Annotated in this window: 21 protein-coding genes; 7 read left to right on the top strand and 14 right to left on the bottom strand. The window is 71.6% G+C overall.

The window, feature by feature from the left end; all coding sequences use genetic code 11:
* The 5 genes from AB0I15_RS37730 to AB0I15_RS37710 form a co-directional block, all read right to left on the bottom strand.
* Positions 1 to 888 (bottom strand): phosphotransferase (locus AB0I15_RS37730; protein WP_358106651.1); only part of this gene is annotated, 888 nt, incomplete at its 3' end.
* Between the two features lie 52 nt (positions 889 to 940).
* Positions 941 to 2080, bottom strand: a complete 1140-nt coding sequence (locus AB0I15_RS37725) for an alpha/beta hydrolase (protein WP_358106648.1) — start codon at positions 2078 to 2080, stop codon at positions 941 to 943.
* A gap of 12 nt (positions 2081 to 2092) precedes the next feature.
* Entirely contained in the window at positions 2093 to 3511 is a 1419-nt protein-coding gene (locus AB0I15_RS37720) for a S41 family peptidase (RefSeq protein WP_358106645.1), read from the bottom strand.
* Positions 3508 to 4584 (bottom strand): ABC transporter permease, encoded by a 1077-nt coding sequence (locus AB0I15_RS37715; protein ID WP_358106642.1) that lies wholly within the window; start codon positions 4582 to 4584, stop codon positions 3508 to 3510. The genes AB0I15_RS37720 and AB0I15_RS37715 overlap by 4 nt, the downstream gene beginning before the upstream one ends.
* Entirely contained in the window at positions 4581 to 5471 is an 891-nt protein-coding gene (locus tag AB0I15_RS37710) for an ABC transporter ATP-binding protein (RefSeq protein WP_358106639.1), read from the bottom strand. The genes AB0I15_RS37715 and AB0I15_RS37710 overlap by 4 nt, the downstream gene beginning before the upstream one ends.
* Before the next feature lie 231 nt (positions 5472 to 5702).
* On the opposite strand from AB0I15_RS37710, the gene AB0I15_RS37705 reads away from it, so the two are divergent.
* Complete coding sequence (locus AB0I15_RS37705; protein ID WP_358106636.1) at positions 5703 to 6986, top strand: histidine kinase; 1284 nt, start codon at positions 5703 to 5705, stop codon at positions 6984 to 6986.
* Positions 6983 to 7675 carry a response regulator transcription factor gene (locus AB0I15_RS37700; protein WP_358106633.1) on the top strand — a complete coding sequence of 231 codons (693 nt, stop codon included), beginning with the start codon at positions 6983 to 6985 and terminating at the stop codon, positions 7673 to 7675. Before AB0I15_RS37705 ends, AB0I15_RS37700 begins: the two co-directional genes overlap by 4 nt.
* A gap of 50 nt (positions 7676 to 7725) precedes the next feature.
* Here the strand turns inward: AB0I15_RS37700 and AB0I15_RS37695 are convergent, their stop codons facing one another.
* From AB0I15_RS37695 to AB0I15_RS37685, 3 genes are all read right to left on the bottom strand, one after another.
* On the bottom strand, positions 7726 to 8658 hold the full coding sequence (locus tag AB0I15_RS37695) for a phosphotransferase (protein ID WP_358106630.1): 933 nt from the start codon (positions 8656 to 8658) through the stop codon (positions 7726 to 7728).
* A 573-nt stretch (positions 8659 to 9231) separates the two neighbouring features.
* On the bottom strand, positions 9232 to 10110 hold the full coding sequence (gene map / locus AB0I15_RS37690) for a type I methionyl aminopeptidase (protein WP_358106627.1): 879 nt from the start codon (positions 10108 to 10110) through the stop codon (positions 9232 to 9234).
* 120 nt (positions 10111 to 10230) lie between these two features.
* Complete coding sequence (locus AB0I15_RS37685; RefSeq protein ID WP_358106624.1) at positions 10231 to 10848, bottom strand: TetR/AcrR family transcriptional regulator; 618 nt, start codon at positions 10846 to 10848, stop codon at positions 10231 to 10233.
* A gap of 121 nt (positions 10849 to 10969) precedes the next feature.
* Between AB0I15_RS37685 and AB0I15_RS37680 the strand changes: the two genes are divergently transcribed.
* Positions 10970 to 11905 (top strand): SDR family oxidoreductase, encoded by a 936-nt coding sequence (locus AB0I15_RS37680; RefSeq protein ID WP_358106621.1) that lies wholly within the window; start codon positions 10970 to 10972, stop codon positions 11903 to 11905.
* Between the two features lie 7 nt (positions 11906 to 11912).
* On the opposite strand, the gene AB0I15_RS37675 is transcribed toward AB0I15_RS37680, so the two are convergent.
* From AB0I15_RS37675 to AB0I15_RS37665, 3 genes are all read right to left on the bottom strand, one after another.
* Complete coding sequence (locus tag AB0I15_RS37675) at positions 11913 to 14384, bottom strand: excinuclease ABC subunit UvrA (RefSeq protein WP_358106618.1); 2472 nt, start codon at positions 14382 to 14384, stop codon at positions 11913 to 11915.
* A 159-nt stretch (positions 14385 to 14543) separates the two neighbouring features.
* The gene (locus AB0I15_RS37670) at positions 14544 to 15074 is read right to left on the bottom strand and encodes a pyridoxamine 5'-phosphate oxidase family protein (RefSeq protein ID WP_358106615.1); all 531 of its coding nucleotides are present in this window, start codon (positions 15072 to 15074) and stop codon (positions 14544 to 14546) included.
* 159 nt (positions 15075 to 15233) lie between these two features.
* Positions 15234 to 15911, bottom strand: a complete 678-nt coding sequence (locus tag AB0I15_RS37665; protein WP_358106612.1) for a TetR/AcrR family transcriptional regulator — start codon at positions 15909 to 15911, stop codon at positions 15234 to 15236.
* A 168-nt stretch (positions 15912 to 16079) separates the two neighbouring features.
* On the opposite strand from AB0I15_RS37665, the gene AB0I15_RS37660 reads away from it, so the two are divergent.
* From AB0I15_RS37660 to AB0I15_RS37650, 3 genes are all read left to right on the top strand, one after another.
* A complete protein-coding gene (locus tag AB0I15_RS37660) occupies positions 16080 to 16820 on the top strand; it encodes a hypothetical protein (protein WP_358106609.1) in 741 nt (246 codons plus the stop codon).
* Positions 16821 to 16958: 138 nt separating this feature from the next.
* Positions 16959 to 17798 (top strand): peptidoglycan-binding protein, encoded by an 840-nt coding sequence (locus tag AB0I15_RS37655; RefSeq protein WP_358106606.1) that lies wholly within the window; start codon positions 16959 to 16961, stop codon positions 17796 to 17798.
* A gap of 44 nt (positions 17799 to 17842) precedes the next feature.
* The gene (locus AB0I15_RS37650) at positions 17843 to 18733 is read left to right on the top strand and encodes a peptidase inhibitor family I36 protein (RefSeq protein WP_358106603.1); all 891 of its coding nucleotides are present in this window, start codon (positions 17843 to 17845) and stop codon (positions 18731 to 18733) included.
* A 61-nt stretch (positions 18734 to 18794) separates the two neighbouring features.
* Here the strand turns inward: AB0I15_RS37650 and AB0I15_RS37645 are convergent, their stop codons facing one another.
* From AB0I15_RS37645 to AB0I15_RS37635, 3 genes are all read right to left on the bottom strand, one after another.
* On the bottom strand, positions 18795 to 19496 hold the full coding sequence (locus tag AB0I15_RS37645; RefSeq protein WP_358106600.1) for a thermonuclease family protein: 702 nt from the start codon (positions 19494 to 19496) through the stop codon (positions 18795 to 18797).
* 202 nt (positions 19497 to 19698) lie between these two features.
* The gene (locus AB0I15_RS37640; protein ID WP_358106598.1) at positions 19699 to 20181 is read right to left on the bottom strand and encodes a hypothetical protein; all 483 of its coding nucleotides are present in this window, start codon (positions 20179 to 20181) and stop codon (positions 19699 to 19701) included.
* Complete coding sequence (locus AB0I15_RS37635) at positions 20178 to 20669, bottom strand: RNA polymerase sigma factor (protein WP_358106595.1); 492 nt, start codon at positions 20667 to 20669, stop codon at positions 20178 to 20180. The genes AB0I15_RS37640 and AB0I15_RS37635 overlap by 4 nt, the downstream gene beginning before the upstream one ends.
* A gap of 81 nt (positions 20670 to 20750) precedes the next feature.
* On the opposite strand from AB0I15_RS37635, the gene AB0I15_RS37630 reads away from it, so the two are divergent.
* Positions 20751 to 21881 (top strand): FAD-dependent oxidoreductase, encoded by a 1131-nt coding sequence (locus AB0I15_RS37630; RefSeq protein ID WP_358106592.1) that lies wholly within the window; start codon positions 20751 to 20753, stop codon positions 21879 to 21881.
* The last annotated feature ends 67 nt before the right edge of the window (positions 21882 to 21948 follow it).

Below are 21948 nucleotides of genomic sequence, written 5' to 3'. Positions count from 1 at the left end.
TGCCCCCAGCGCGCGTGCGCCGCCCGGGGGTGGTGGGGGGGTTGTGGCCCCCGTGGGTGGGGGGGGGCGGCCGGCCACAGGCCGGCCCCCCCACGCGATCTGCTGCTCTTCGGCGGTGAACGAGCGGGCCCGAGCATCCTGATAGGCGGCCAGGAACGCCTCGGTGCTCTCGACCGGCGGCAGGGTGGCCGGTCCCAGCTTGGAGAACACCGCGCTCGCGGCTCCCACCAGGGCGGCTTCCGGTTGCCAGGCCAGGCTGTCCCAGTCGTGCACCGTCCACACCCGCTGGTCGTGCCATCGCAGGTTGTGCGCCTCGAAGTCGGCGTGGCCCAGCACGCAGGGCAGGTCGGCGGCCAGCATTCGCCGCCGTGCCCTGCTGGCTGTGTCCATGACGTAGTCGGGTACGAGAGCCTGGTCCTTGTCGTCGAGTGACTCGATCGACGGCCACAGTCCGGCGCCCGTGTGATCCCATCGCACCCAGCGCGGGTTCGGCAGCGGCGGCGTGACGGCGAAATCCGCCAGTGCGCTCATCAGCCGGGCGAAGACCTCGGCGTAGCGCACGGCGATGTCCGGCGCGTCTCCGCGCAGCACCTCTCCTCCGGGGCGGAACTCCTCCGCGTGCACGGCCAGGTGGCCGACACCGACGACCGGCGTGAGCGGGCGGGCGCAAGGGAACCCGTTCTCGGCCAGCCGGGCCTGCGCTGCGACACATGGCCCCGCCCGGCCGTCGTCGTCGCGGGCCTTGACCACCACGTGCGTACCGTCGGCCAACCGGAGACCGAACACCGCCGACATCGACTGTTGCCGGAACAGCACGTCGGCGGGTTGGTCCCCGAGATGGTCCAGACACCACGCCGGCAGCCAGTCCGGCAGATCATCACACGGCACAGTGAAAAGCTATGCCAAAGTCACCCGAACGCGCCGGATGTCGCGCTTCTCGCTACTGAGCGGGGAACCCGGCCTCGGGGTAGCGCGCGGACGGTTCGTCCAGGAGGAACCGTCGTTGCGACTTCAGGTGCTGGTCGAGGAAGGCCGCCACGTACGTGCGGGTGAGCTCGGCGGCGCGCGCCGCGGGCAGGACACCGGGAAGGGGCTTGATGCCGAGGGCGTCCGACAGCAGCGGGGTGTCGGTGAAGGACTGGTGCTCCGCGCCCGACAGCACGATCCAGCGCTTCCATCCGGTCAGCAGCTTCCAGTCGCGGTCCCACGTGGGGGCGGGTCCACCGGGGACGTGCTGCGCCGAACCCAGGAACATGAACGGCCGGGAGAACCCGCTCTTGGGGATCCGGGCGTAGGCGGTGCCGTCCATGTCGATCCCGGCCCGCACCCGGGGGTCTTCGAGCATGGCGGCCATGGCGCTGGACCCGCCGATCGACTGGCCGACCATCGCGACGCGGGAGCGGTCGATCCGATCGGAACCGTCCCACGTCGCCGGCAACCGGTCGAGCACGAACGAGACGTCCGCGGCCCGGCCCGTGACCACTCCCGCGCCGAAGCCGGGATCGGAGTTGCTGTCGCAGGCGAGGCACTCGGCGATCCTCCCGTCGGGGAAGGTCGTGGCGTAACTCTCGTAGGTGTGGTCGATCCCGGCCACGACGTACCCGCGGCTGGCCAGGTCTTCGGCCAGGGAGGTGAGCGTGCTCACCGGCTTGGTGAAGCCGGGGGAGAGCACCACCAGCGGCAGCCTCCGTCCTGTGGGTTCGGCGTCTTTGATGGCGTTCGTCCGGGTCTTGCTCAGCGTGTCGTACGGCGCGCTCGCGATCCCGGTGCCTTTCAGGAGGAGCTCCGATTCCTCGGGCGTCATGTACGGCGCCCGCCGCCCGTCGCGCTGCTCGGTCGGATACCACAGGGTGACCTTGAGCTCCCTGGCGCCGGCGTCGAGGTTCCAGGGGTCGGGCCGGGAGGTGTCCTTCAGATACAGGACCGTGGTGCCGACCGGGTGGGCGCCGGTCGGGGCCGGCAGGACGGCAGGCCCGGCCGGCGCGGCGGACACGGCGTCGGATCGGGGCGGCGCGGGCACGGAGCAGGCGGACGCGGCCAGGACGGCCAGCCCCGCGGCGACCGCCAACAGATGTCTCATGGAGAGGTCCGTTCACTTGGGCAGCAAGGTCAGGGCCTTGGCCAGGACGGGGTCACGCCCGGCGGCCACGTCCTGCGGGGTCAGGGACACGAAGTGGTCGGGCGGTACGCCGATCCGGTCGACGACCTCGCGGCCGGGCCCCAGGTGGTGCCTGTCGGGGAAGCTCAGGGTGGTGTTGTCGCTCAGCAGGTACGCCTGCGCCGACCCGGCGATCGCACCGGCGGTCCTGGTGCCGACCAACCGGCCGAGACGCAGCTCCTTGACCGCGGAGCCGAAGTGCTCGCAGGCCGAGGCGCAGCCACGGTCGATGAGCACCACCAGCGGCAGGCCGAGCAGCTCGACGGTGTCGTCGGTCCGCGACGTCGCGCACGTGCCGTCCGCGGCGCAGTGATAGGCGGTGACCTTGCCGTGGACAAACGCGCTGAGCAGCCGGGTCGCCTCCGTGGGGCTGCTGCCGCCGCTGTTGCCGCGCAGGTCCAGCACGACGCCGGACAGCGTCCGGTCCTCGCGCAGCCGGGAGATCGCCCGCAGGACCCGGTCTGCGGAGTCGGGCGCGAATCCGGCAATCCGTACGTAGGCGACGTCGTCCAGCAGCTTCGACCGCACCACCTGCAAGGAGGCCAGGTCCCGCTGGAACAGGCCGGGCTTGAGCGTCACGCTCCAGCGGCGGCCGGTGCTCTGCCGCACGAGCCGCAGCCGGACGGGACGCGCCTCCGGATACCGGGGGTAGAGGGCGGCGATCGCGGGGGTGGCCTTCCCATCGATGAAGGGGACGGAATCGTTGATCGACTCGATGACGTCGCCGGGGCGCAGCCCGGCGGCCCGCGCCGCGCCACCCGGCACGGCGGTGACGAACAGCGGCGGTACGGCGACCCCGAGGTTGCCGTCCGCCTGCGAAGCGCGCACGTTCGCCTCAAGCCCCAGGCCGTAGCCGTCGCCGTCGTAGTAGTCGGGCGGCTGCTCGACGCCGTGCGTCCAGGTGGCGTGGCCGTCACCGAGACCGGCCACGACGGCCTCGAGGGTGACCACGGCCAGCTCGTCCCGCAGGCCGGGCACCTGATCGGTGATCTTCCGGTAGGCGGCCTCGAAAACGGCCCAGTCGGCGTCGCGGTCACCGGTCAGCGCCGGCATGCCGGCTTCCGGCAGGTCGCGCCCGTTGCGGTCGAGCTCCTGCGTCAGGGCGGCGAACCCGGCGGTCAGCAGCGAGCGGGCGTCCAGCGTGGCGCCGCCGTAGTGGTTGCCGAGGATGCAGAAGTACGCCTGCTCGATGACGTCGATCGTGGTGGCCGTCTCCGGTCCGGGCGTTTCCTGGGGCGGCGCGCAGACCGTACCGGCCGCCGTGCCCGCCTCGCCGCGCGGCGGCGCCGGTGCCGTGCAGGCCGCCGCCAGGAGGAGGGCGAGCGTGGCGGCCGCGATCCTGGCGACGGTCATGACAGGCCTCGCCGTACCCGCCAGAAGCAGAGCCAGGTGAGGCCGAGGGTGAGCAGGGCGTAGATCCCGGTCTCGATCCACTGGAAGGGCCAGAAACGCTCGAGAGGCTGGTACGTCGCCTGCTGCCGGTAGCCGAGCCGGTTGATCTCCGCGGTGCACGCGTCCGTGCCCTGCGCCCTCGAAGGTGCGCAGGGCCCCGACGTCGTGGAGACCGGGACGGACCGCGCGATCGTCGACGACGGCCCCGAGGCTCCATCGCCGCCGGCGACGGTACGTCCGGACGGGTCGACCAGGTCACTGGACAGGACCCAGGCGCCCGCGTGGCCGGGAACGGCCGACGTGCTCAGGAAGAGCTGCATGGCTCCGCCTTGCCGCCCCTGCGGCACGATGCCGTTCACGTTCGTCCGGCCGAGCTCGAAGGCCGCCGTGACCGGGGGCATCAGGTGGGGGCGGACCAGCAGCGGCATGGCGAGCTGGATCGCGGTGAAGGCGACCAGGGTGAGGGCCATGGCGGGCAGGGTGCGGCGCACCAGCACGCCCATGGTCACGCCGAGGACGAAGGCGAAGGCCGCGTACCCCATCGGGGCGATGCCGCGCGCGCCGAAGACCAGGGGGGCCATCCGGGCCATTTCCGGGACGGCCGACCTGTCCAGGGGTTCGGACCACCAGGTCACCACGAGGCCGCACAGGCCGGCGGCGACCATGGCGGCCAGGCCGGTGAGCCCGAGCTTGACCGTCAGCCAGCGGGTGCGGGTGATGCTCTGGTTCCACACCAGCAGGTGCGTGCCCGTCTCCAGCTCGCGGGTGATCAGCGGCGCTCCCCAGAAGAGCCCGACCAGCGCCGGCAGGATCAGCACGACGAGGGTCAGGGCGAGGAAGGGGATCTGGTGCTCGTCGAAGAAGCGGTCGAAGAAGTCGCCGCAGGTGTCGCCCGGGGTGCAGCCGGCGATCCCGGCGGCGTAGCGGGAGGCCAGATCCGGGCCGGTCAGGGCCAGCACGGCGGTGAGGACGACGAGTACGGCGGCCGTCATCGCGGCCGAGCCGCGAAACTGCCGCCAGGTCAGCCAGATCATCCCCGCACCTCCTGGGTGACCTGCCGGTTCTCGGCGACGCGCTGCTCCATGTAGGCCAGGACGAGGTCCTCCAGGCTGAGCCGGCCGACCGTCCAGGCGGGGTCGAGGATCGGGGCTTCGGCACGGACGACGTACGTGCTCTGCCGGTCGGTGTGCCGCGCGGAGATCACCGGCCGGCCGGCGGGCAGCCGGTCGGGGTCGCGGCGCGGGCCGGTGAGCCGGTGATGGGTGGCCAGAAGTCGATCGGTCTGCCCGGCGATCTGGACGCGGGAGCCGACCAGCACGATCAGGTAGTCGCAGACCCGTTCCAGGTCGGAGACCAGGTGGGAGGAGAGCACCACGCTGAGCCGGTGCTCGACGGCGGCCTCCATCAGCCCCTCCAGGAACTCGTGGCGGGCCAGCGGGTCGAGCGCGGCCGCGGGCTCGTCCAGGATCAGCAGGTCGGGCCGCTTGGCCAGGCCCAAGGTGAGGGCGAGCTGGGCGCGCTGGCCGCCCGACAGCTTCCCGGCCCGTTGCGCGGGGACGAGGCCGAGCCGCGCGACGCGGTCCCGCGCCATGCCGTCGTCCCAGCGGGGGTTGAGCCGCTCTCCCAGCCGCAGGTGCTCGGCGACGGTCAGGCCCGCGTAGACGGGGGTCTCCTGGGCGACGAACCCGACCTTGGCGAGCTGCGCGGGCGTGCTCCCCGGCCGGCCGCCGAGCACGGTGATGCCGCCCGCGCTCGGTTCGAGCCGGCCGCAGGCCAGCTTCAGCAGCGTGGACTTGCCGGCTCCGTTGGGACCCACCAGCCCCACGACGTGGCCCGCCGGGATGTCGATGGTGCACTCGCGCAGCGCCCAGTGTCGGCCGTACCTCTTGCCCAATGCCTGGGCCCGCAGAACAGAAGTCACGCCATGCCCTCCTGAAGAAGTGGTGGTGAACAGCGCCCCAGCCGTCGGCGAGGTGCCGGGAACGAAACTAGGCACCGCCCATGCCGGCGCGCTTCGGCCGCCGAACCGAGATCACCTACCACCTGAGAACGAGGGGCCGCCGGCTCATCCCTGCGACCTACTCCCCAAGAGCGGGCAACCCCGTCACGACGGCCGATGCGGGACGTACAGGGCAGGCGTGACAATGTGCCGGTGGAAACCGGTGAACGACGGCCGTGGTGGCGCCATGTGCTCGACCTGTACAGCCGACTGAACGAGGACTACTCGGATCGGCGCGGCGACACGCCCGGACCCCCGAGGCCGTCGCGCCGAGCGGTCGCCGCCGACGTGGTGATCGCGATCGTCCTGACGGTCATCGCGGTGACCCTGTCGGCGAACGATCCGACGGCCGGCCCGGAGCCCCTCTTCGGCCCTCCGCTCGCCCGGCCTTCGCCCCACGGGCCGCCCGCGTTCCTCGTGGCGCTGACGACGTTGCCGCTGGCGGCGCGGCGCCGGTATCCGCTCATCACCTTCTGGGTGGTGCTGCTGGCCGCGCGGGCCACCCACACGGACGCGACCTGGATCACCGTGCTGGCCTGCGCCGTCGCCGCGTACGGCGCCGTCGTGCACAGCCGTCACCGAGTCCTGGCGATGGGCGGCCTCGTGCTCGCGGCCGGGCTCGCCGGTGCCGGGTTCGGGAACATCGCGCCCGCGCTGCCGGGCTGGATGGGGCCGTTCGTCGTCCTGCTGAGCGTCGGCGTCCTCGGGAGCATCGTCCGTTACTGGCGGCGGCAGCTCGGAGCCGGCCGGCACCGGCTCGCCGAGCTGCAGCGGGCGCAGGCGGACGCCATGCGCAGGGCCGTCACCGAGGAGCGGTCCCGGATCGCCGCCGAGCTCCACGATGTGGTGACCCACAATGTCAATGTGATGGTGATCCAGGCCGGTGCGGCCCGCAGCGTGATGGACGTGGAGCCGGAACAGTCGAAGCAGGCTCTGCTCGCGATCGAGTCCGGCGGCCGGGCCGCCATGGCCGAGCTGCGCCACGTCATGGGCCTGCTCGCCGGCCCGGGCGGCGAACGCCTCGACGGGCCGTCCGACGGGTTCGAACCCCAGCCCGGGCTCGAACAGCTCGACGGCCTGGTGGAACGGGTCCGCGCCGCCGGAGTGCCGGTGCGCGTCACGGTGTCGCCACCCGGGCCCCTGCCTCCCGGGATCGACCTCGCCGCCTACCGCGTCGTGCAGGAGGCCCTCACCAACACGATCAAGCACGCGCCCGGGGCCGCCGCGTCCGTGACGATCGGCCACGACGGCGACTGGCTGGAGATCGAGGTGCGCGACACCGGCGGGCCACCGGGCACCGGTCCGCGGACCGGCGACGGCAGGGGGCTGATCGGGCTGCGCGAGCGGCTCGCCGTCTACGGCGGCACCCTGGACGCCGGGCGGACGGCCGGAGGCGGATTCCGGATCAAGGCCCGCGTCCCGTGGAGGACCGCATGACCGAGCGGTTGCGTGCCGTCATCGCCGACGACCAGGCACTGGTACGCACGGGATTCCGCATGATCCTCACCGCCAACGGCATCGACGTGGTGGCCGAGGCCGCCGACGGGGACGACGCCGTCGCCGCGGTCCGCCGCACCAGGCCCGACGTCGTGCTCATGGACGTCCGGATGCCGCGGATGGACGGCCTCGAAGCCACCCGGCGGATCCTCGCGGGCGGCGCCGAGGGCACCCGCGTGCTGATCCTGACCACCTACGACCTCGACCACTACGTGTACGCCGCGCTCGCCGCGGGAGCGAGCGGGTTCCTGCTCAAGGACGTCTCACCCGAGCACCTGGTGGCCGCGGTACGCCTGGTGCGCTCCGGCGACGCCCTGCTCGCGCCCACCATCACCCGCCGCCTGGTCGAGCGTTTCGCCCGCCGCGACGACGCCAGGCCCACCCTCCACCGCGATCTGCAGCAGCTGACGCCCCGGGAGCTGGACGTGCTGCGCCTGCTCGCCACCGGCCTGAGCAACGCCGAACTCGCCGACCGGCTGACCCTCAGCGTGGCCACGGTGAAGACCCACGTCGCGGGCATCCTGTCCAAGCTCGGCCTGCGCGACCGCGTCCAGGCCGTGGTGGTCGCCTACGAGAGCGGCCTGATCTCTCCTGGCGGCGCCGGCTCACCGCGACCGGCCGACGGCTGAGGGCGCTGCCGTTGCCGGTCGTTGAACAGGCTCGGTCAGGAATTCGGCGATCACGTTGTCGACGGCGCGCCATCGGTCAATTCCTCGTACAGCCCGGCCAGCGCGGTGTGGTCGTCGTCGGTGCCGGTGTGCGGAGCGGCGAACCAGCGCGCGTATTCGGCGATCTCGGACAGCCGCCAGTCCAGCGCGAACAGCTCGACCATCGCGGGATCGGGGGCCAAGCGGTCGCCTGCCGCGGCGAGCAGGTCGGCGTAGTCCCGTTCGGGTGGTGCCAGAGCCAGCGACTCCCAATCGACCAGCCTCAGCCCGTGGGCGGTCACGACCTGGTTGTCGCTGTGCGGCTCGCCGTGTGTCGGCACCCAGGAGTCCCGGCGGGAGAACGCCGTTTCCGCCAGGTCCAGGTAGCGGCCCGTCCAGCGGTTGATCGCATCGTCGTGTGCGGCAAGGGCGAGCCGTGCCTGCTCGGCCAGCGGGCCGCTCGTCCAGGGCCGGGCGGTGCGAGCTCGCACCTCATCGGCGAACTCGGGGCCGACCCGCGGAGTCCAGGCCCGCAGGCCGTCGGGTGGGGCGGCGCGATGCAGCGCGGCGAGCGCGCGAACGACCTCGAGGGCGTGCCGGGGCTCGCGGGTCTCCGCCTCGGTCGGGCTCCGGCCCTCCAGCCACGGCGTCACGCTGAGCGCACCGGCCCCGACGTCGACGGTGAACCGCCCGGACCGCGCGGGCAACGGCGCACAGACCACGTCCAGCCCCGAGGTGGCCAGTGCGGCGGCTCCCGCGTAGGCGGCCTCCAGGGTGGTCGCGGTGTGCCGGGGCTCCAACCGGTCCAACGTCACGAACAGCGTGGTGCTCGGGCCGGTCACACGCCAGTGGTACGCGCCGAACCCCCACGGCAGGTAGCCGATCTCGGCGATCTCGGGCAGCCAGTGCGCGGCGACGGCATGCGCGATCGCCTCGTCACTGATGAAGGAAGGACGGGAGAACACAAGATCCGATTCTGGGAAGCACGCGGACGCATACGCAAAGGGTTTTCACGGCACGGTCGGCCCCAGGAGCGGCCGCCTGTACGAACATGAGGAATTCGTGGCCGGACGAAGGCGGCACCGCGGCCCGGTCGGTGGGAAGCATGACCATCGGACACGCTCCACAGCCGGCACACTCCCGGAAAGTCAGAGATCATCACAGGGCTGGAGACTCCTGAGACGGCGGCGGTCGCCGAAACGACCCGGCACATCCAGGAGACGACCAGCCCCTTCATCTACCACCACTCCCGGCGGGTCTTCTTCTTCGGCCTGGTTCACGCCCGCAAGCTCGAGTGAACCCGGACCCGGAGTTGCTCTACGTGGCGGCCCTGTTCCACGACAGCGGCCTCCTGCGTCCCTTCTCCGACGTCGAGCAGCGCTTCGAGGCCGGGCATCCCCGCCCGGATGGCCCCGGAGATCGCGACCCTGCACCTCGGCGTCCTGACCGACGTGCACGACGACGGTCGAGCGTATCGTCGGCTCGCCCTGGCCGACCTGACCGGACGGCATCGACGGCTGGGTGGCCGACTGGGCGCGCTAGTGGTCGTCGGCGCCGTTCGATCGGGCCGGCATCGGCCGGCCGGGGCGGCTCAGGTGTCCTTTGCGGATGGCCGGCCGGGCGGCATCGGGCCGCGTCGCCGGGTTCTCCGGTTCGCGCCGGGTGAGCACCAAGGGGGCGTCCTCGGTGATGGCCACCGTGTGTTCGGAGTGAGCCGTGCACGAGCCGTCCGCCGACCGGATGGTCCAGCCGTCGGCGTCGTAGATGATCCGGTCGGTCGTACGGGCGAACCAGGGTTCGAGCGCGAGGGTCAGGCCCGGCCGGAGCGTCAGGCCGCGCCCTGCCCGGCCCCTGTTGGAAACGTGGGGCGCCTCGTGCATGGTGCGGCCGATGCCGTGGCCGCCGAACTCGTCGTTGACCGGATAGCCGTAGTCGCGGGCCACCGCCCAGATCGCCGCGGAGATGTCACCCAGGCGGTTGCCCGGACGCGCCACCTCGATCGCCGCCTCCAAGGCCTCCTCGGTGGCGCGGATGATCCGCAGGTCCTCCTCGGCGGCGGTGCCGACGACGACCGTGCGCGCCGAGTCGGCCACCCAGCCGTCGATGCCGACCGCCAGGTCCGCGCTGAGCACGTCACCGTCGCGCAGCGTGTAGTCGTGCGGCAGGCCGTGCAGGACGGCGTCGTTGACCGACAGGCAGATGACGTTGCGGAACGGGCCCCTGCCGAAGGACGGCGAGTAGTCCCAGTAGCACGACTCCGCCCCGCGTTGTTCGATCATGCCGCGCACGTGGCGCTCCAAGTCCAGGAGGTTGACGCCGACGTCGGCGAGCCGGCCGACCTCGGAGAGCACCTCGGCGACGAAACGCCCGGCCACGTGCATGCGCTGGATCTCCGCAGGCGTCTTCAGCTCGATCACGATTACCTCACGTGCCTGTAGTGTTGGTATTTCTATACCGGAACTCTAGCGCGTACCGGTATAGAAATACCAACCAGGGGAGGGCTCGCGCGGGCCCGCGAGCCGAGGCCGGCAGATGTGTCACCGTCGCGCGGCCGGCGGCCCGGCCCGATCGTGCGCTCCTGGCGGCGGCGTCCGGTGTTCGAGGGTGGCGAGGAAGCTCTCGGCCGCGTCCTGGACCCGGTCTCGGTCGCCGGTGGCGAGCAGGTCGAGCAGCAGCCCGCGGATCGTCGCGATCACCAGCGTGGCCGTACGCGTCGCCGTCGCCGGGTCGGTTTCTGGCCCCTGCGCGTCGCGTAGGGCGTTCATCCAGTCGGCCACGACCCGCTCGAGGAACTCCGCGAACTGCTCCGGCGCCTGGAGGGCGCGTCCATAGACCGCGAAGAACAGCCTGAACTCCGCCGCCCGCTCCGGGGCCGAGGTTCGCGTCCAGGCCGCACGCGCCGCCGCCGCCAGGTCGGGCCGCTCGCCGACCATGTCGCCGGTGGCCGCGAACATGCGCTCCCGCAGGCGCCCCAGGATGGCCACGAGCATCTGCTCCTTGGTGCCGAAGTGATGCACCAGCGTCATGGTCGAAACCCCGAGGGCGGCGGCGACGGGCCGCCACGACAGGTCGGAGAACCCGTGCTCGACCGTGTAGTCGACCACCGCGTCGAGCAACTCGGCCCGCCGCTGATGGTCGACGGGGCGCCCCGCCATCACTGCCTCCAGGTGTCCGTCTCGGCTTGACATTTACCGTACGACTGTACAAAGAATACATCACTGCCCGCCCGCCGCGGATCCGCCCGGCAGGCGCCCATCTCCATCCTGGGGGTCACCTATGCGCGTTTTCGTCACCGGAGCGTCCGGCTGGATCGGCCGCGGCCTCGTCCCCGAGCTGACCGCCGCCGGCCACACGGTCACCGGGCTCGCCCGCTCCGACGCCGCGGCCCGAGCCCTGCGGGAGGCGGGAGCCGAGGCCCGCCCGGGCTCGCTCGACGACCTCGACACCCTGCGCGACGCCGCCACCTCCTCCGACGGCGTCATCCACCTGGCGTTCAAGCACGACATCGCCTTCGCCGGCGACTACGCCGGAGCCAGCGCCGCCGATCGGGCCGCGATCGAGACCTTCGGCGAGGCCCTCGCCGGCACCGGCAAGCCGCTCGTCATCGCCTCGGGCATACTCGGCGTGCTCGGCCTCCCGCCCGGAGCCGTCGCCACCGAACGCGACGGGCTGTCCGCCGGCACCGGAGAGCACCCGGCCCCGATCGGCGGGGTCAACGCGCGGATCGCCAACGCCCACCGCGCGCTCGCGCTCGCCGGTCACGGGATCCGCTCCTCGATCGTGCGGCTCCCACCGGCCACGCACGGCGACGGCGACAACGGATTCACCGCGACCGCGATCGGCTTCGCCCGCGACAAAGGCGCCGCCGCGTACGTCGGCGACGGCGGCAACCGCTGGCCGGCGGTCCACCGCGACGACGCCGCCCGCCTGTTCCGCCTCGCGCTGGAGTCCGCGCCGGCCGGGTCCGTCCTGCACGCGGTCGGCGACGAGGGCGTGCCGATCCGCGAGGTCGCCGAGGTCTTCGCCGCCCACCTCGACGTTCCCGCCATCTCCGTCACCCCCGACCAGGCCGGAGAGTACGTCGGCCGGCTCGGCCACTTCGGGGGATTCGACGGCCCCGCCTCGGCCCAGGTCACGCGCGGCCTGCTCGGCTGGCAGCCAACCCGTCCGGGACTGATCGCCGACCTCAAGGAGGGCCACTACTTCGCCTGACCGCCCTTCAAGACGAGACGGCCGACCCTTCCCGCACCTCCAGGAGCGGCAGGCCCGCCGCGTACCGCCGGAAGAACTCGGCGGTGGGGGTGTCCGCCGTCGCGACGGCCTCCGGGGTGCCCTCCGCGACCACCGCGCCCCCGTCCGGGCCGGCTCCGGGCCCCAGGTCGATCACCCAGTCCGCGGACGCGGCGACGGGGATGTCATGTTCGGCCACGACGACGGTGTTGCCCGAGTCGAGCAGTACATCGAGCGCGTCCACCACCCGCTGGACGTCGGACGGATGCAGGCCCGAGACCGGCTCGTCGAGGACGACGAGGCCGGCCTTGCGGCCCGCGGCACCACGCTGGATCGCGGACGCCAGCTTCAGCCGCTGCGCCTCACCGCCGGACAACTCGGTGGCGCTCTGGCCGAGCTGGAGATAGCCCAGCCCGACCTGGTTCAAGGCTCCCAGGGTCTCCGCGAGTTGCCGGGGTCCGGAGAACCGCTCCACGGCCTCGGCGACGGTCAGCCCCAGCACCTGATCGATGGCCAACCCCTGATACCTGACCTCCAAGGCCTCCGGCCGGTAACGCCGGCCCTCGCAGGCGTCGCAGACCACCCACACATCCGGCAGAAAGTGCATGTCCACGAGCTTGCGGCCGTAGCCGGTGCAGGTTTCGCAGCGGCCGCCGCCCGCGGTGTTGAAGCTGAACCAGGAGGCATTGACCCCGAGCCCGCGCGCCGCGCCGGTCTCGGCGAACAGCTTGCGGACGATATCGAATGCCTTGCTGTACGTGGCCGGGTTGGATCGCGGCGTCCGCCCGAGCGGTTCCTGGTCGACGACGGCGACCCAGTCGAACCCCTCGAGCCCGGTCACCCGCCGGACCGTGTCGGTCGCCGTGCCGTTCAGGGCGGCCTCCACGCTCGCCGCCAGCGCCCCGAGCAGGCTGCTCTTGCCGCTGCCGCTCACCCCCGTCAGGCAGGTGAGCCGACCGGCGGGGAAACGTACCAGGTCCGCGGCCACGTTGTGCGCACGCAGGCCGTGCAATTCCACCCAGCCCGTGTCGTCCCCGGCCGGACGGCGGGCCCGGCGCAGCCGGGGCCCCGCACCGGCCAGATAGCGGCCGGTCAGCGACGCCGGGTGGGCGGCCGCGTCGGCGGGAGGCCCCGACACGAGGACCTCACCGCCGAGGCGGCCCGCGCCGGGCCCCATGTCGATCACCCAGTCGGCCCGGGCGATCAGCTCGGGGTCGTGCTCGACGAGGAGCACCGTATTGCCGGCCGCGCGCAGCTCCAGGGCGATGTCGAGCAGTTGCGCCTTGTCCGCCGGGTGCAGCCCGGTCCCGGGTTCGTCCAGGACGAAGATGATCCCGCTCAGCTCGGTGCCGAGCTGAGCGGCGAGCCGGGTCCGCTGCAACTCACCGCCGGACAGCGTCGCCGCGCTCCGGGACAACTGGAGATGGGCCAGGCCCAGCCGGTCGAGAATGCCGAGCCTGCGGCCCAGGTCCTGCAGCAGCGGCTCACCCACCTCGCGCTCCCGGGCGTCCAGGTCGTCCCCCACACGCCTCGCCCAGTTGCGCACCTCCCGCACCTCCACCTCGAGCAGGTCCGGGTAGGTCAGCCCGCCGAGCCGCACGGAACGGGCCACCTGGTCGAATCCGCTGCCGCCGCAGGTGCCGCAGGGCTGCTTGCGCATGTACGGCAGGTAGCGCTGCTTGGCGCTGGAGGTCTGGGCGTTCACGAACACCCGCTCCACCTCGGCGAGCGCGCCCCGCAGCGGCTGGCTCGAGGTGTAGGTCACCTGGGCCGTCTCGTTCTTGTTCGTCATGGCGACGGTCGCCTCGATCTTCTCCTCACCCGTGCCGTACAGCACGCAGCGGCGGAACTCCTCGGGCAGCGACAGCCACGGCCGCCCGAGGTCCACGCCCCGCTTCTCGGCGAGCGCCGGTACGAACGCGTGCTCCCCCGACCGCCACTTCGCGTACCAGGGGGAGGCCCCCGCGAAGAGCGGAAGCTCCGGATGGGTGATGACCAGGTCCTCCTGCGCCTGCCAGCGCCCGCCCACCCCGTGGCAGTCCGCGCAGCTCCCTTCCGGCGTGTTGCGGTCGAAATGAGCGGTCGTCAGATAGCCGTCCCCGCTGACCGCCGCCGGCTCCGCGCCGATCCCCGGAAGGCGCGAGTACAGCAGCCCCAGATGCCCGTCGATGCCGGTGATCGTCGCGACCGTGGAGCGGGGGTTGCGGTTCAGGCGGCGCTGGTCGACCGCGAGCGTCGCGCCGAGCCCCAGGATGCGGTCCACCTTCGGCCGATTGCGCTGGGTGATGTACTGCCGGACGAACGGCGAAAGCCCCTCCAGATAGCGGAGCTGGGCCTCGTTGTGCAGGGTGTCGATGGCCAGCGAGGTCTTGCCGCTGCCGCTCACCCCGGTGAAGGCGACGACCCGCCCCTTGGGGATGCTCACGGACACGTCCCGCAGATTGTTGGTACGAGCCCCCACCACGTCAATGGTCTCGCGACCCATGCCGGCGACGTCTCGTACGCATGCAGTCAACCTTCGTCCACCCTCTCGCAACGCAGCAGAACATGGGCGGCCCCTCCACCCATGCCGAACGAACCGACCCCTCATCGGCCCCTCCCGATGGGGCCGTGCCACCGATCAGGACCGGGACGCGGAGATGAGCTTCGCGATGTCGGGGGAGTAGACGGTCATCCACTGCGGATGCAGCCGGTAGTAGACCACGTCGTCGTCCCAGTCGAGGTGGTCGTCACCGTAGAAGCCCTTGAGGTAGGCGAGCAGGTCCGGCCAGTCCGCGGCCGGCTCGCCGTCCTGGGGGTTGAGGATCTCCGCCCTGCCGTGCGTGAACACGCCCAGGTCCTCACCGCGCATGTGCGCGGCGCTGACGGCGGATCGGACGGCGAGATGGCGGGCCTTGGCGGCGCCGCGCGCCGTGCCGAAGTGCCACTTTCCGTGCAGGAAGTGCCCGTCCACGCCGCTGATCCGTGGCTCGCCCTTCGCCGTCACGGTGGACAGGGCGAGGGTGCACATGCCGGTGAGGACCTGGGTGAGCTGCGCAGCGGTCAGGGTGCGCTCGGTGTTGATGATCGAGCGGAGGTGCGAGGTGGAGGCGGAGAGGGAGGCGTCAAGAAGGGCCTGCAGCTCTTTGAGCTCCACTGGTGTTTCCTGCATGGAGGTCCTTGTCTGTTCGTGAAGTCGGCGTCCGTCATCGACGCCGACCGGTGAAGACATACTCGCCCCCAAACCCGACACCCTTTGTCATATTTCCACGCCGTCTTGCGACCCGCCGCACACTGCGACGACGGCTTCGCCTGCCCCGCCAGGTGGTGATCAGTGTTCCGACGACGCGACGGAGGACCCGTCCCGGAGCGGGTGAAGATGTCTCAGGGCGTGTGTCATCCGGTCGACGATGAGCGCCTCGCCGTCGACCGACCCCGGCGCGAGGTGGCTGTTGATCTCGAGGGAGACCAGGCCGTGCAGGGTGCCGAACAGGCCCAGCAGCCGGTGCTGGTCGTCGGTGGGCAGAGTGGCGAATCGCACCAGCCGGTCGCCGCACCCCTCCGCCTCCCCGACCGCGAGCAGGAACGGCCGGTAGACCGCCTGTTCGGCGGTGAAGGTGGGACCGTCCGGCGGCGCCGAATAGCCGGGCAACTGGTCGGTCCAGATCAGGTTGAATCGGCGGGGGTAGGCGACGGCCCAGGCCCGGTATGCCCGGACGCAGGCGAGGAGCCGGTCGACGGGCTCGGCGCCCTCGCCGTCGTCGAAAGCCTGGCCCACGGCGCCCGCGAGATCACGGAAGCTCTCCGTGATCAGCGCGGTGAACAGGTCGTCGAGGCTGGCGAAGTACGTGTAGAGCGAGGCCGGGTTCATGCCCACCTCGCGGGCGACACCCCGCCACGACACGTTGCCCGGGCCGCCTTCGTCGAGCTGGCGGCAGGCGACGGCGATGATCTCGGCGACGAGTTCCCGTCGCTGCCGGTCCCGTCGGGACTCCGTGGACGCGCACACATCGTCCAGGCTATCCCAACAACCTTGATTACCCGAACGGCCTTGACCTTCCAAACAGTGTTTGATTACCGTTCTCCGTACAGTGTTTGGATTTCCAATGGCGATTGGCTGGCCTCGGTTCCGTCCCGCCTGCCGGCCGCCGCCCCGCACGACCCATGGACACAGGAGATGCCCACGATGCTCGCCGCCCCGCCCCTCACGGTTCCGTCGCCCCGACGTACGCAAGGCCTGATCACGATCATCGTGAGCCTGCTCATCTTCGTTCCGCTGCTCGTCCTCGGCGTGGCCATCGGCTGGCCCGGGTCGCTCGGGGATCCGGCGGACGTCGCGTTACCCCGGCTCCTCGACCACGAATTCGCCACCAGGCTGGGCTACCTCGCCTACCTGGCCTACAGCGTCGCGTTCTTCCCCGTTGCGGTGGGCATCTCGGCATGGCGCCGTGAGGGGCCCGCCACTGTCTCGCTCGCACTCGGGATCGCGATCGGCGCCGCCGCGGTGTCCGCCCTCGCCCGAACCATCGGCATCACGCGATGGCTGTCCGCCGCGTTCCCGCTCGCCGAGCAGTGGCAGGAGACCACCTCCGCAACCGCGCGCGAGGCGCTCGCCATCCAGTTCGGCACCCTCAACGACTTCGCCGGCGCCATCGGCGAGACGCTCGGGGTCAGCATCTTCGCCGCCGTCTGGCTGGGCGCGACGATCGCCCGGCCGGGACTTCCCCGATGGGCGCGCATCACCGGCGCACTGGTGCTCGTGCCGCTCGCGGCGCCGGCGGTCGAACTCGCCGGCGTCGACGCGGGAGCCTTGGTGTCGCTGTCCAGCGCCGCGATCACGATCTGGCTGCTCGCCGCCGGGGTCGCGATGATGCGCGACCGGCCCGCCGGCCGCTCCCGTCCCCAGCGCGGCGACTGACCCGCACGCAACCTCCAGAAGCCGGCGGACAGGTGGCTGTCACCCTGCCGCCAGTGATGCGACCGCCATCCGGCGTGATTACTTAGCGCGAGTGATCGCTGACAGAGGGCGACGCATCGACGCTGGAGGATCATGCTCGTGGCTGAACGCGCCACTCTTGCGGTGACCGTCGCGACCGTGGCCGCGATGACGGTCATCGCGCCCGGCTCGGCCGCGGCCTCGGCCGAGGTCGCGGCGCTTCCCAGCGTGAACATGGAAGCCACGGTCAAGGCGGCCCAGATCGACCCGCGGCGGCCCGATGACACGCTGACCCCGGGCGCGCAGGCCGGCGTGCTCCTCGTCGAGCAGGCGCTGCGCGACCGGCGCCTGCTCGACGCGAAGTGGGTGGACGGGTACTTCGGCACCACGACGGTCGCCGCCTACGCGAAGTTCCAGGAGTCGCTCGGCTACACCGGTCTCGCCGCCGGCGGCCTGCCGGGCGAGGCGTCGCTGGCCAGGCTCGGAGCCGGCCGCTTCACCCTCACCCACAGGATCGGCCCGGGCAGGCGGGTGCCGGACGGCGGTTTCGTGCTCAACACCCGTACGCGCGGCATGCTGGCCGAGGCCGAGCGGCTGCTCGGCCGGGAACTCGTGCTCGAGCAGGGGTCGTACAACCCCGGCGGCGACCCCACGTCCAAGGGCACCCACGACGGCGGCGGCGTCGTGGACATCTCGGTGAAGCAGATGAGCGCCGCCACCCGCACCGCGACCGTCCGCACGCTGCGTCAGGTCGGCTTCGCGGCATGGGTGCGCAGCCCCGATCAAGGCAAGTGGCGGTGGCACATCCACGCCGCCGCCATCAGCGACACCGACCTGTCGCGCCCGGCTCAGCACCAGATCGGTGACTACTACCTCGGTCTGAACGGGCTCGCCGACCGCGGTCCTGACGACGGCCCGAAGGTCACCATCCGCACCTGGGAGGAGTACCAGCGCCGCTGACCCCCGTCGTCCGACCCCAGGCCCGGCAAGCACAAGGAGAAACCATGCGAACGTTCGGCAGGACCCTCACCACCGCGACCGCCACGATGGCGCTCGGCGGGACGATCCTCGCCGCACCGCCCGTCGCGGCCGCCGGCCGCGACGGCGTGTGCGACAGCGGCGAATTCTGCTACTACTTCAACAGCGGCAACCAAGGATCCGTCTCGGACTTCACCGGATCCGTCGCCGACTACGGCACCCGGCAGCCGTCCTGTTACGACTTCAAGGGACCCGGCAACGGCAAAGGCCAATGCGTCAAGAACGCCGCCGCCTCCGCCTGGAACCGCACCAACGTCACCGTCCGCGTCTACTACAACAGCAACCACGGCGGCGACTACCAGGACTTCCCGCCGGGCGCCAAGGGCAACCTCAACTCCACGCTCAAGAACCAGAACGCCTCACACGCGTTCAACCCGTCGGCGCCGACATCGCGCGCGGACATGTCGTACGCGCTGTATCAGGCCAGAGGCCGGCTCGTCGTCGGCTTCGACGGCTACAAGCGCATCTCCGGCCGGCACGAGGGCATCGACTTCGCCCGCGGCCTGCGCGCGGAGGTGCACGCTCTGGTGAGCGGCATCGTGACCAACGTCCGGCCCGGCGCGACCGGCGGTCGCGGGCTTTCCACGATCGCCATCTACAACGCCGCGCTGGACAAGACGGTGATCTATCTGCACACCGCTCCGTCGCCCTCCTTGCGCCCGGGCCGGCAGGTCAGCCGCGGCCAGGTCATCGGCGTCGAATCGTGGCGCGGGGTGTCGTCCAGCTCGAACGCCCACACCCACGTCGAGATGCGCCTCGGCAAGAAGACGCTCGCGGCCAAGAGCGTCAACGACCCAAGGCTGGAGAACCCGAACCCGACCTCGTTCTGGAACTCCCAGGGCTACAACATCCGATAGCGCACCGCGGTCGCCATCGTGGCCAGAACGTCAGGGTGCCGCCGGCACCGGCACCGGGTCGTCATCGCTCGCAGACGATCCCGTCGCCGTCACGGTCTTGATACCACGCGTACTCAGGGTCCACGTCGCGTCGGTAGGGGCCGTATCCGGCGGCGTTGGCCTCGGCGCAGGTCTTGTAGCGTGGATCGTTCCCGGACGGCGGGTTGTTCGGCGTCGAGCTGGAGGTCGGAGTCGGGGTCGGGTTCGGTGTGCTGCCGCCTCCGTCGCACTTGCCGGACCAGATGCGCAACCTGTCGGCTTTGGCCTTGGCCTGCTCGGCGCGCATGGTCTTGATGTAGCGGTCGTTGGGCTTGTACAGGACGGCCTTGCCGTAGCCGTACCGGACGAGGTTGCGGTTGACGTGCACGCCTTTGGCGTTGAACACGTAGAAGAGCCAGCGCCCGTACGGGTCTTTGGGGTCCTTGTCGGGAAGCAGGTAGACGACCTTTCCGACGGGCAGAAGCGCCGCCGTACGGGCGGTCGCGGTCGTGAACCAGCACTGGCCGCGCTCGGGGGTGTCGACCTCGAGCAGCCGGACGCGGATTTTCCTGCCGCCGCGCATCACGTCGATCGTGTCGCCGTCCACGATCTTCACCAGGCGTGCCGAGACCGCCCCCTTCGGCACGCCCGACGGCGCCGCGGCTTCGGCCGGCGCGGCAACGGTGATCGGCAGGACGGCCACGACGGCGGCGACAGCGCCGATGGTACGGGGACGTAAGCGCATAAGTGACTCCAGAGACGAATGATTCGCACGAGAGAGGACGCGCGTCCGTAGTGTCCGGAGTACAGCGAGTAAGAGACGTGCTGCGGCCTTGGTCACGAAGCCGCCGACGCCGGAAGCGGATGCCCGCCATGCCCGGCCTCAGCGGACCTACCTCCGCAACCTGCCAGGCCGGCTCCTGCCGACCGTCGTCGTGCCCTGGAACTCAGTGCTCATCGTGGGTGGCGAGCTTTTCGATGGTGTGGAGTTCGCGGTCGATTTTCGCGAGGGCGGCGCGATCGGCCTGCGATTCGTGCGGGCCGGGCGCCGGGGTCCGCGTGCGCTGGTGTTCGAGATGTGCCACCAGGGTCTCGTCGCCCACGCGGCGGGCGGCGAAGGCGATGACGATGGTGTCGGATTGCATGACGCACCAGCCCGGCCGGAGCCTGGCGTCCATCGCGTGCTCGCGGCCGGCGGTGTCGTGCACCGACAAGCGCACGAACTCGCCGCGCCGCTCGATGACGCGCACCTGGGCCACACCGGGTTCGTAGCGGGGGGTGGCGTTCTCCAGGTCCGCGATGACCTGCCACACCGCCTCGAAGGGTGCGGCGATGCGGCGCTGCCCGACGACGGCGCCGGGCAGGGCCGCCGCCAGGATGGCCAGGCGGTCGATCGGGTCGATGCCGGGGCGTGCCACGGGGTCGTTCACGATTCCCGCACCTTCCGGAACGTGGCCCTGGCTCGATGCAGCCGGGATTTCACGGTTCCCGCCGGGATGCCCAGCGTGGTGGCGATCTCCTGTTCGCTGAGGCCCTCCCGGGTCCGCAAGACCAGCACGACGCGCTGCGAGACCGGCAGGCGCGCCAGCGCATCGTCGATGTCCACCAGCCCTTCCGGGGACGAGGCGTGGCGGTCCAGGAGCGTTTCCTCCGCGGCGACCTCGCCGTCATGCCGGTGGGCGAGCCGGACCGCCGTCCGGACGGTGACCGACCGTGCCCAGGTGATGATCGCCTCAGGGGCGCGCAGCGACGGCAGGCCCTGGAAGATCGCCAGCAGAGCCTCCTGTGTCGCGTCGTCGGCCGCCGCCGGGGCGATGCGTGCGCACAGTCGGCGAACGTACGGCGCCAGCTCGTCCAACAGCCGGTCCAACGCGAGCGCGTCACCCTGCTGAGCAGCGGCGACGATCTCGGGATCCACGCCGGGAAGATTAGCAGGAACCTTTCACGGGTTCCCCGCCACCTTCCCGTCAGGAGGACACCGCACAGAGAGGCCAGTCTTGTGACACCAGACCTGCACATCGTCGGCGCCGGCCTGACCGGGCTCACCGCCGCCATCGAGGCGGCCGAACGCGGCCGGCGGGTGACCGTCTCCGAGGCACATTCCCGGCCAGGCGGGCGAGCACGTACGCCGGCGGCCCCCTTCCGGGCCAACCTCGGGACCCACGCGATCTACGTGGACGGCGCATGGTGGGCGTGGCTGGAGCGCCGCGGCCTCACCCCGCCCGTCGTGGAGGCGCCGCGCCTCGCCGCCCTCGTCCGTACCGGGGGCCGGCTCGGCCCGTGGCCGGACGAACTCGGCCGGGCCATCGCCGCGCTGCCCGCCGAAGCGCCGACCGACGAATCGTTGCGCGCATGGCTCCTGCGGCACGTCGACGCCAAGACGGCCGAGGCGATCATCGCAGTCGTCTTCATCTTCACCTTCGACCACGACCCCGGACGGCTGTCGGCCGCGTTCGCCCACCAGCGTCTTCGCCGCGCGCTCGCCGGTGGCGTCCGGTACGTGGTCGGCGGGTGGTCCACCCTGGTCGATCTGCTCGCCGAGCGAGCCACCGGCCTCGGCGCGCGGATACGCACCCAGACCCGGATACCCGCCCTGCCCGACGGCCCGACGATCCTGGCCACCAGCCTGGCCACAGCCCGTCAGTTGACCGGCGACGGCTCACTCACCTGGCCCAGTGCCCGCACGGCGACCGTCGACCTGGGCCTGCGGGCCGATGGCGGCCCCGGCTGGTTCCGGGTGCTCGACCTCGACGACCGGATCTACGCCGCCCGCTACAGCCTCGCCGACCCCACTCTGGCCCCGCCCGGGCACGAACTCATCCAGATTTCGGCGGCATGCGCCCCGGGCGAGCGAAAAGCCGACGTCGAACGCCGTGTGCGGCATCTGCTCGACCAGGCCTGGCCCGGGTGGCGCACCGCGGTGCAGTGGTATCGCAGCGCCATTCGTACGCACTGCACCGGAGCCATCGACCTGCCCGGCACCACCTGGCACGACCGCCCGGCCATCAGCCGCGGCGGCACTCTCATGGTGGCCACGGACCAGTCCGCCGCTCCCGGACTGCTCGCCGAAGTCGGAATCGCCGCCGCGCAACTCGCCGTCCAGGAGCGATCAAGGCCCGCTCGCGTTTAAGGTGCGCTTGCGTATCTTATCGCGGTGATCTACGGTGGCGCACTATTAGATACGGATGCGTACCTTC

Source organism: Nonomuraea sp. NPDC050643, from assembly GCF_040654715.1.
GTDB lineage: Bacteria > Actinomycetota > Actinomycetes > Streptosporangiales > Streptosporangiaceae > Nonomuraea.
Note: the sequence above shows the minus strand (reverse complement) of the source record. Positions and strands in the feature narration are given on the sequence as shown.

What these genes read in the sequence shown, in the direction of transcription:
- AB0I15_RS37725 (WP_358106648.1), bottom strand. Translation starts at nt 2,080, where the DNA reads ATGAGACATCTGTTGGCGGTCGCCGCGGGGCTGGCCGTCCTGGCCGCG.
- AB0I15_RS37720 (WP_358106645.1), bottom strand. Translation starts at nt 3,511, where the DNA reads ATGACCGTCGCCAGGATCGCGGCCGCCACGCTCGCCCTCCTCCTGGCG.
- AB0I15_RS37715 (WP_358106642.1), bottom strand. Translation starts at nt 4,584, where the DNA reads ATGATCTGGCTGACCTGGCGGCAGTTTCGCGGCTCGGCCGCGATGACG.
- AB0I15_RS37700 (WP_358106633.1), top strand. Translation starts at nt 6,983, where the DNA reads ATGACCGAGCGGTTGCGTGCCGTCATCGCCGACGACCAGGCACTGGTA.
- AB0I15_RS37685 (WP_358106624.1), bottom strand. Translation starts at nt 10,848, where the DNA reads ATGGCGGGGCGCCCCGTCGACCATCAGCGGCGGGCCGAGTTGCTCGAC.
- AB0I15_RS37680 (WP_358106621.1), top strand. Translation starts at nt 10,970, where the DNA reads ATGCGCGTTTTCGTCACCGGAGCGTCCGGCTGGATCGGCCGCGGCCTC.
- AB0I15_RS37670 (WP_358106615.1), bottom strand. Translation starts at nt 15,074, where the DNA reads ATGCAGGAAACACCAGTGGAGCTCAAAGAGCTGCAGGCCCTTCTTGAC.
- AB0I15_RS37660 (WP_358106609.1), top strand. Translation starts at nt 16,080, where the DNA reads ATGCCCACGATGCTCGCCGCCCCGCCCCTCACGGTTCCGTCGCCCCGA.
- AB0I15_RS37650 (WP_358106603.1), top strand. Translation starts at nt 17,843, where the DNA reads ATGCGAACGTTCGGCAGGACCCTCACCACCGCGACCGCCACGATGGCG.
- AB0I15_RS37645 (WP_358106600.1), bottom strand. Translation starts at nt 19,496, where the DNA reads ATGCGCTTACGTCCCCGTACCATCGGCGCTGTCGCCGCCGTCGTGGCC.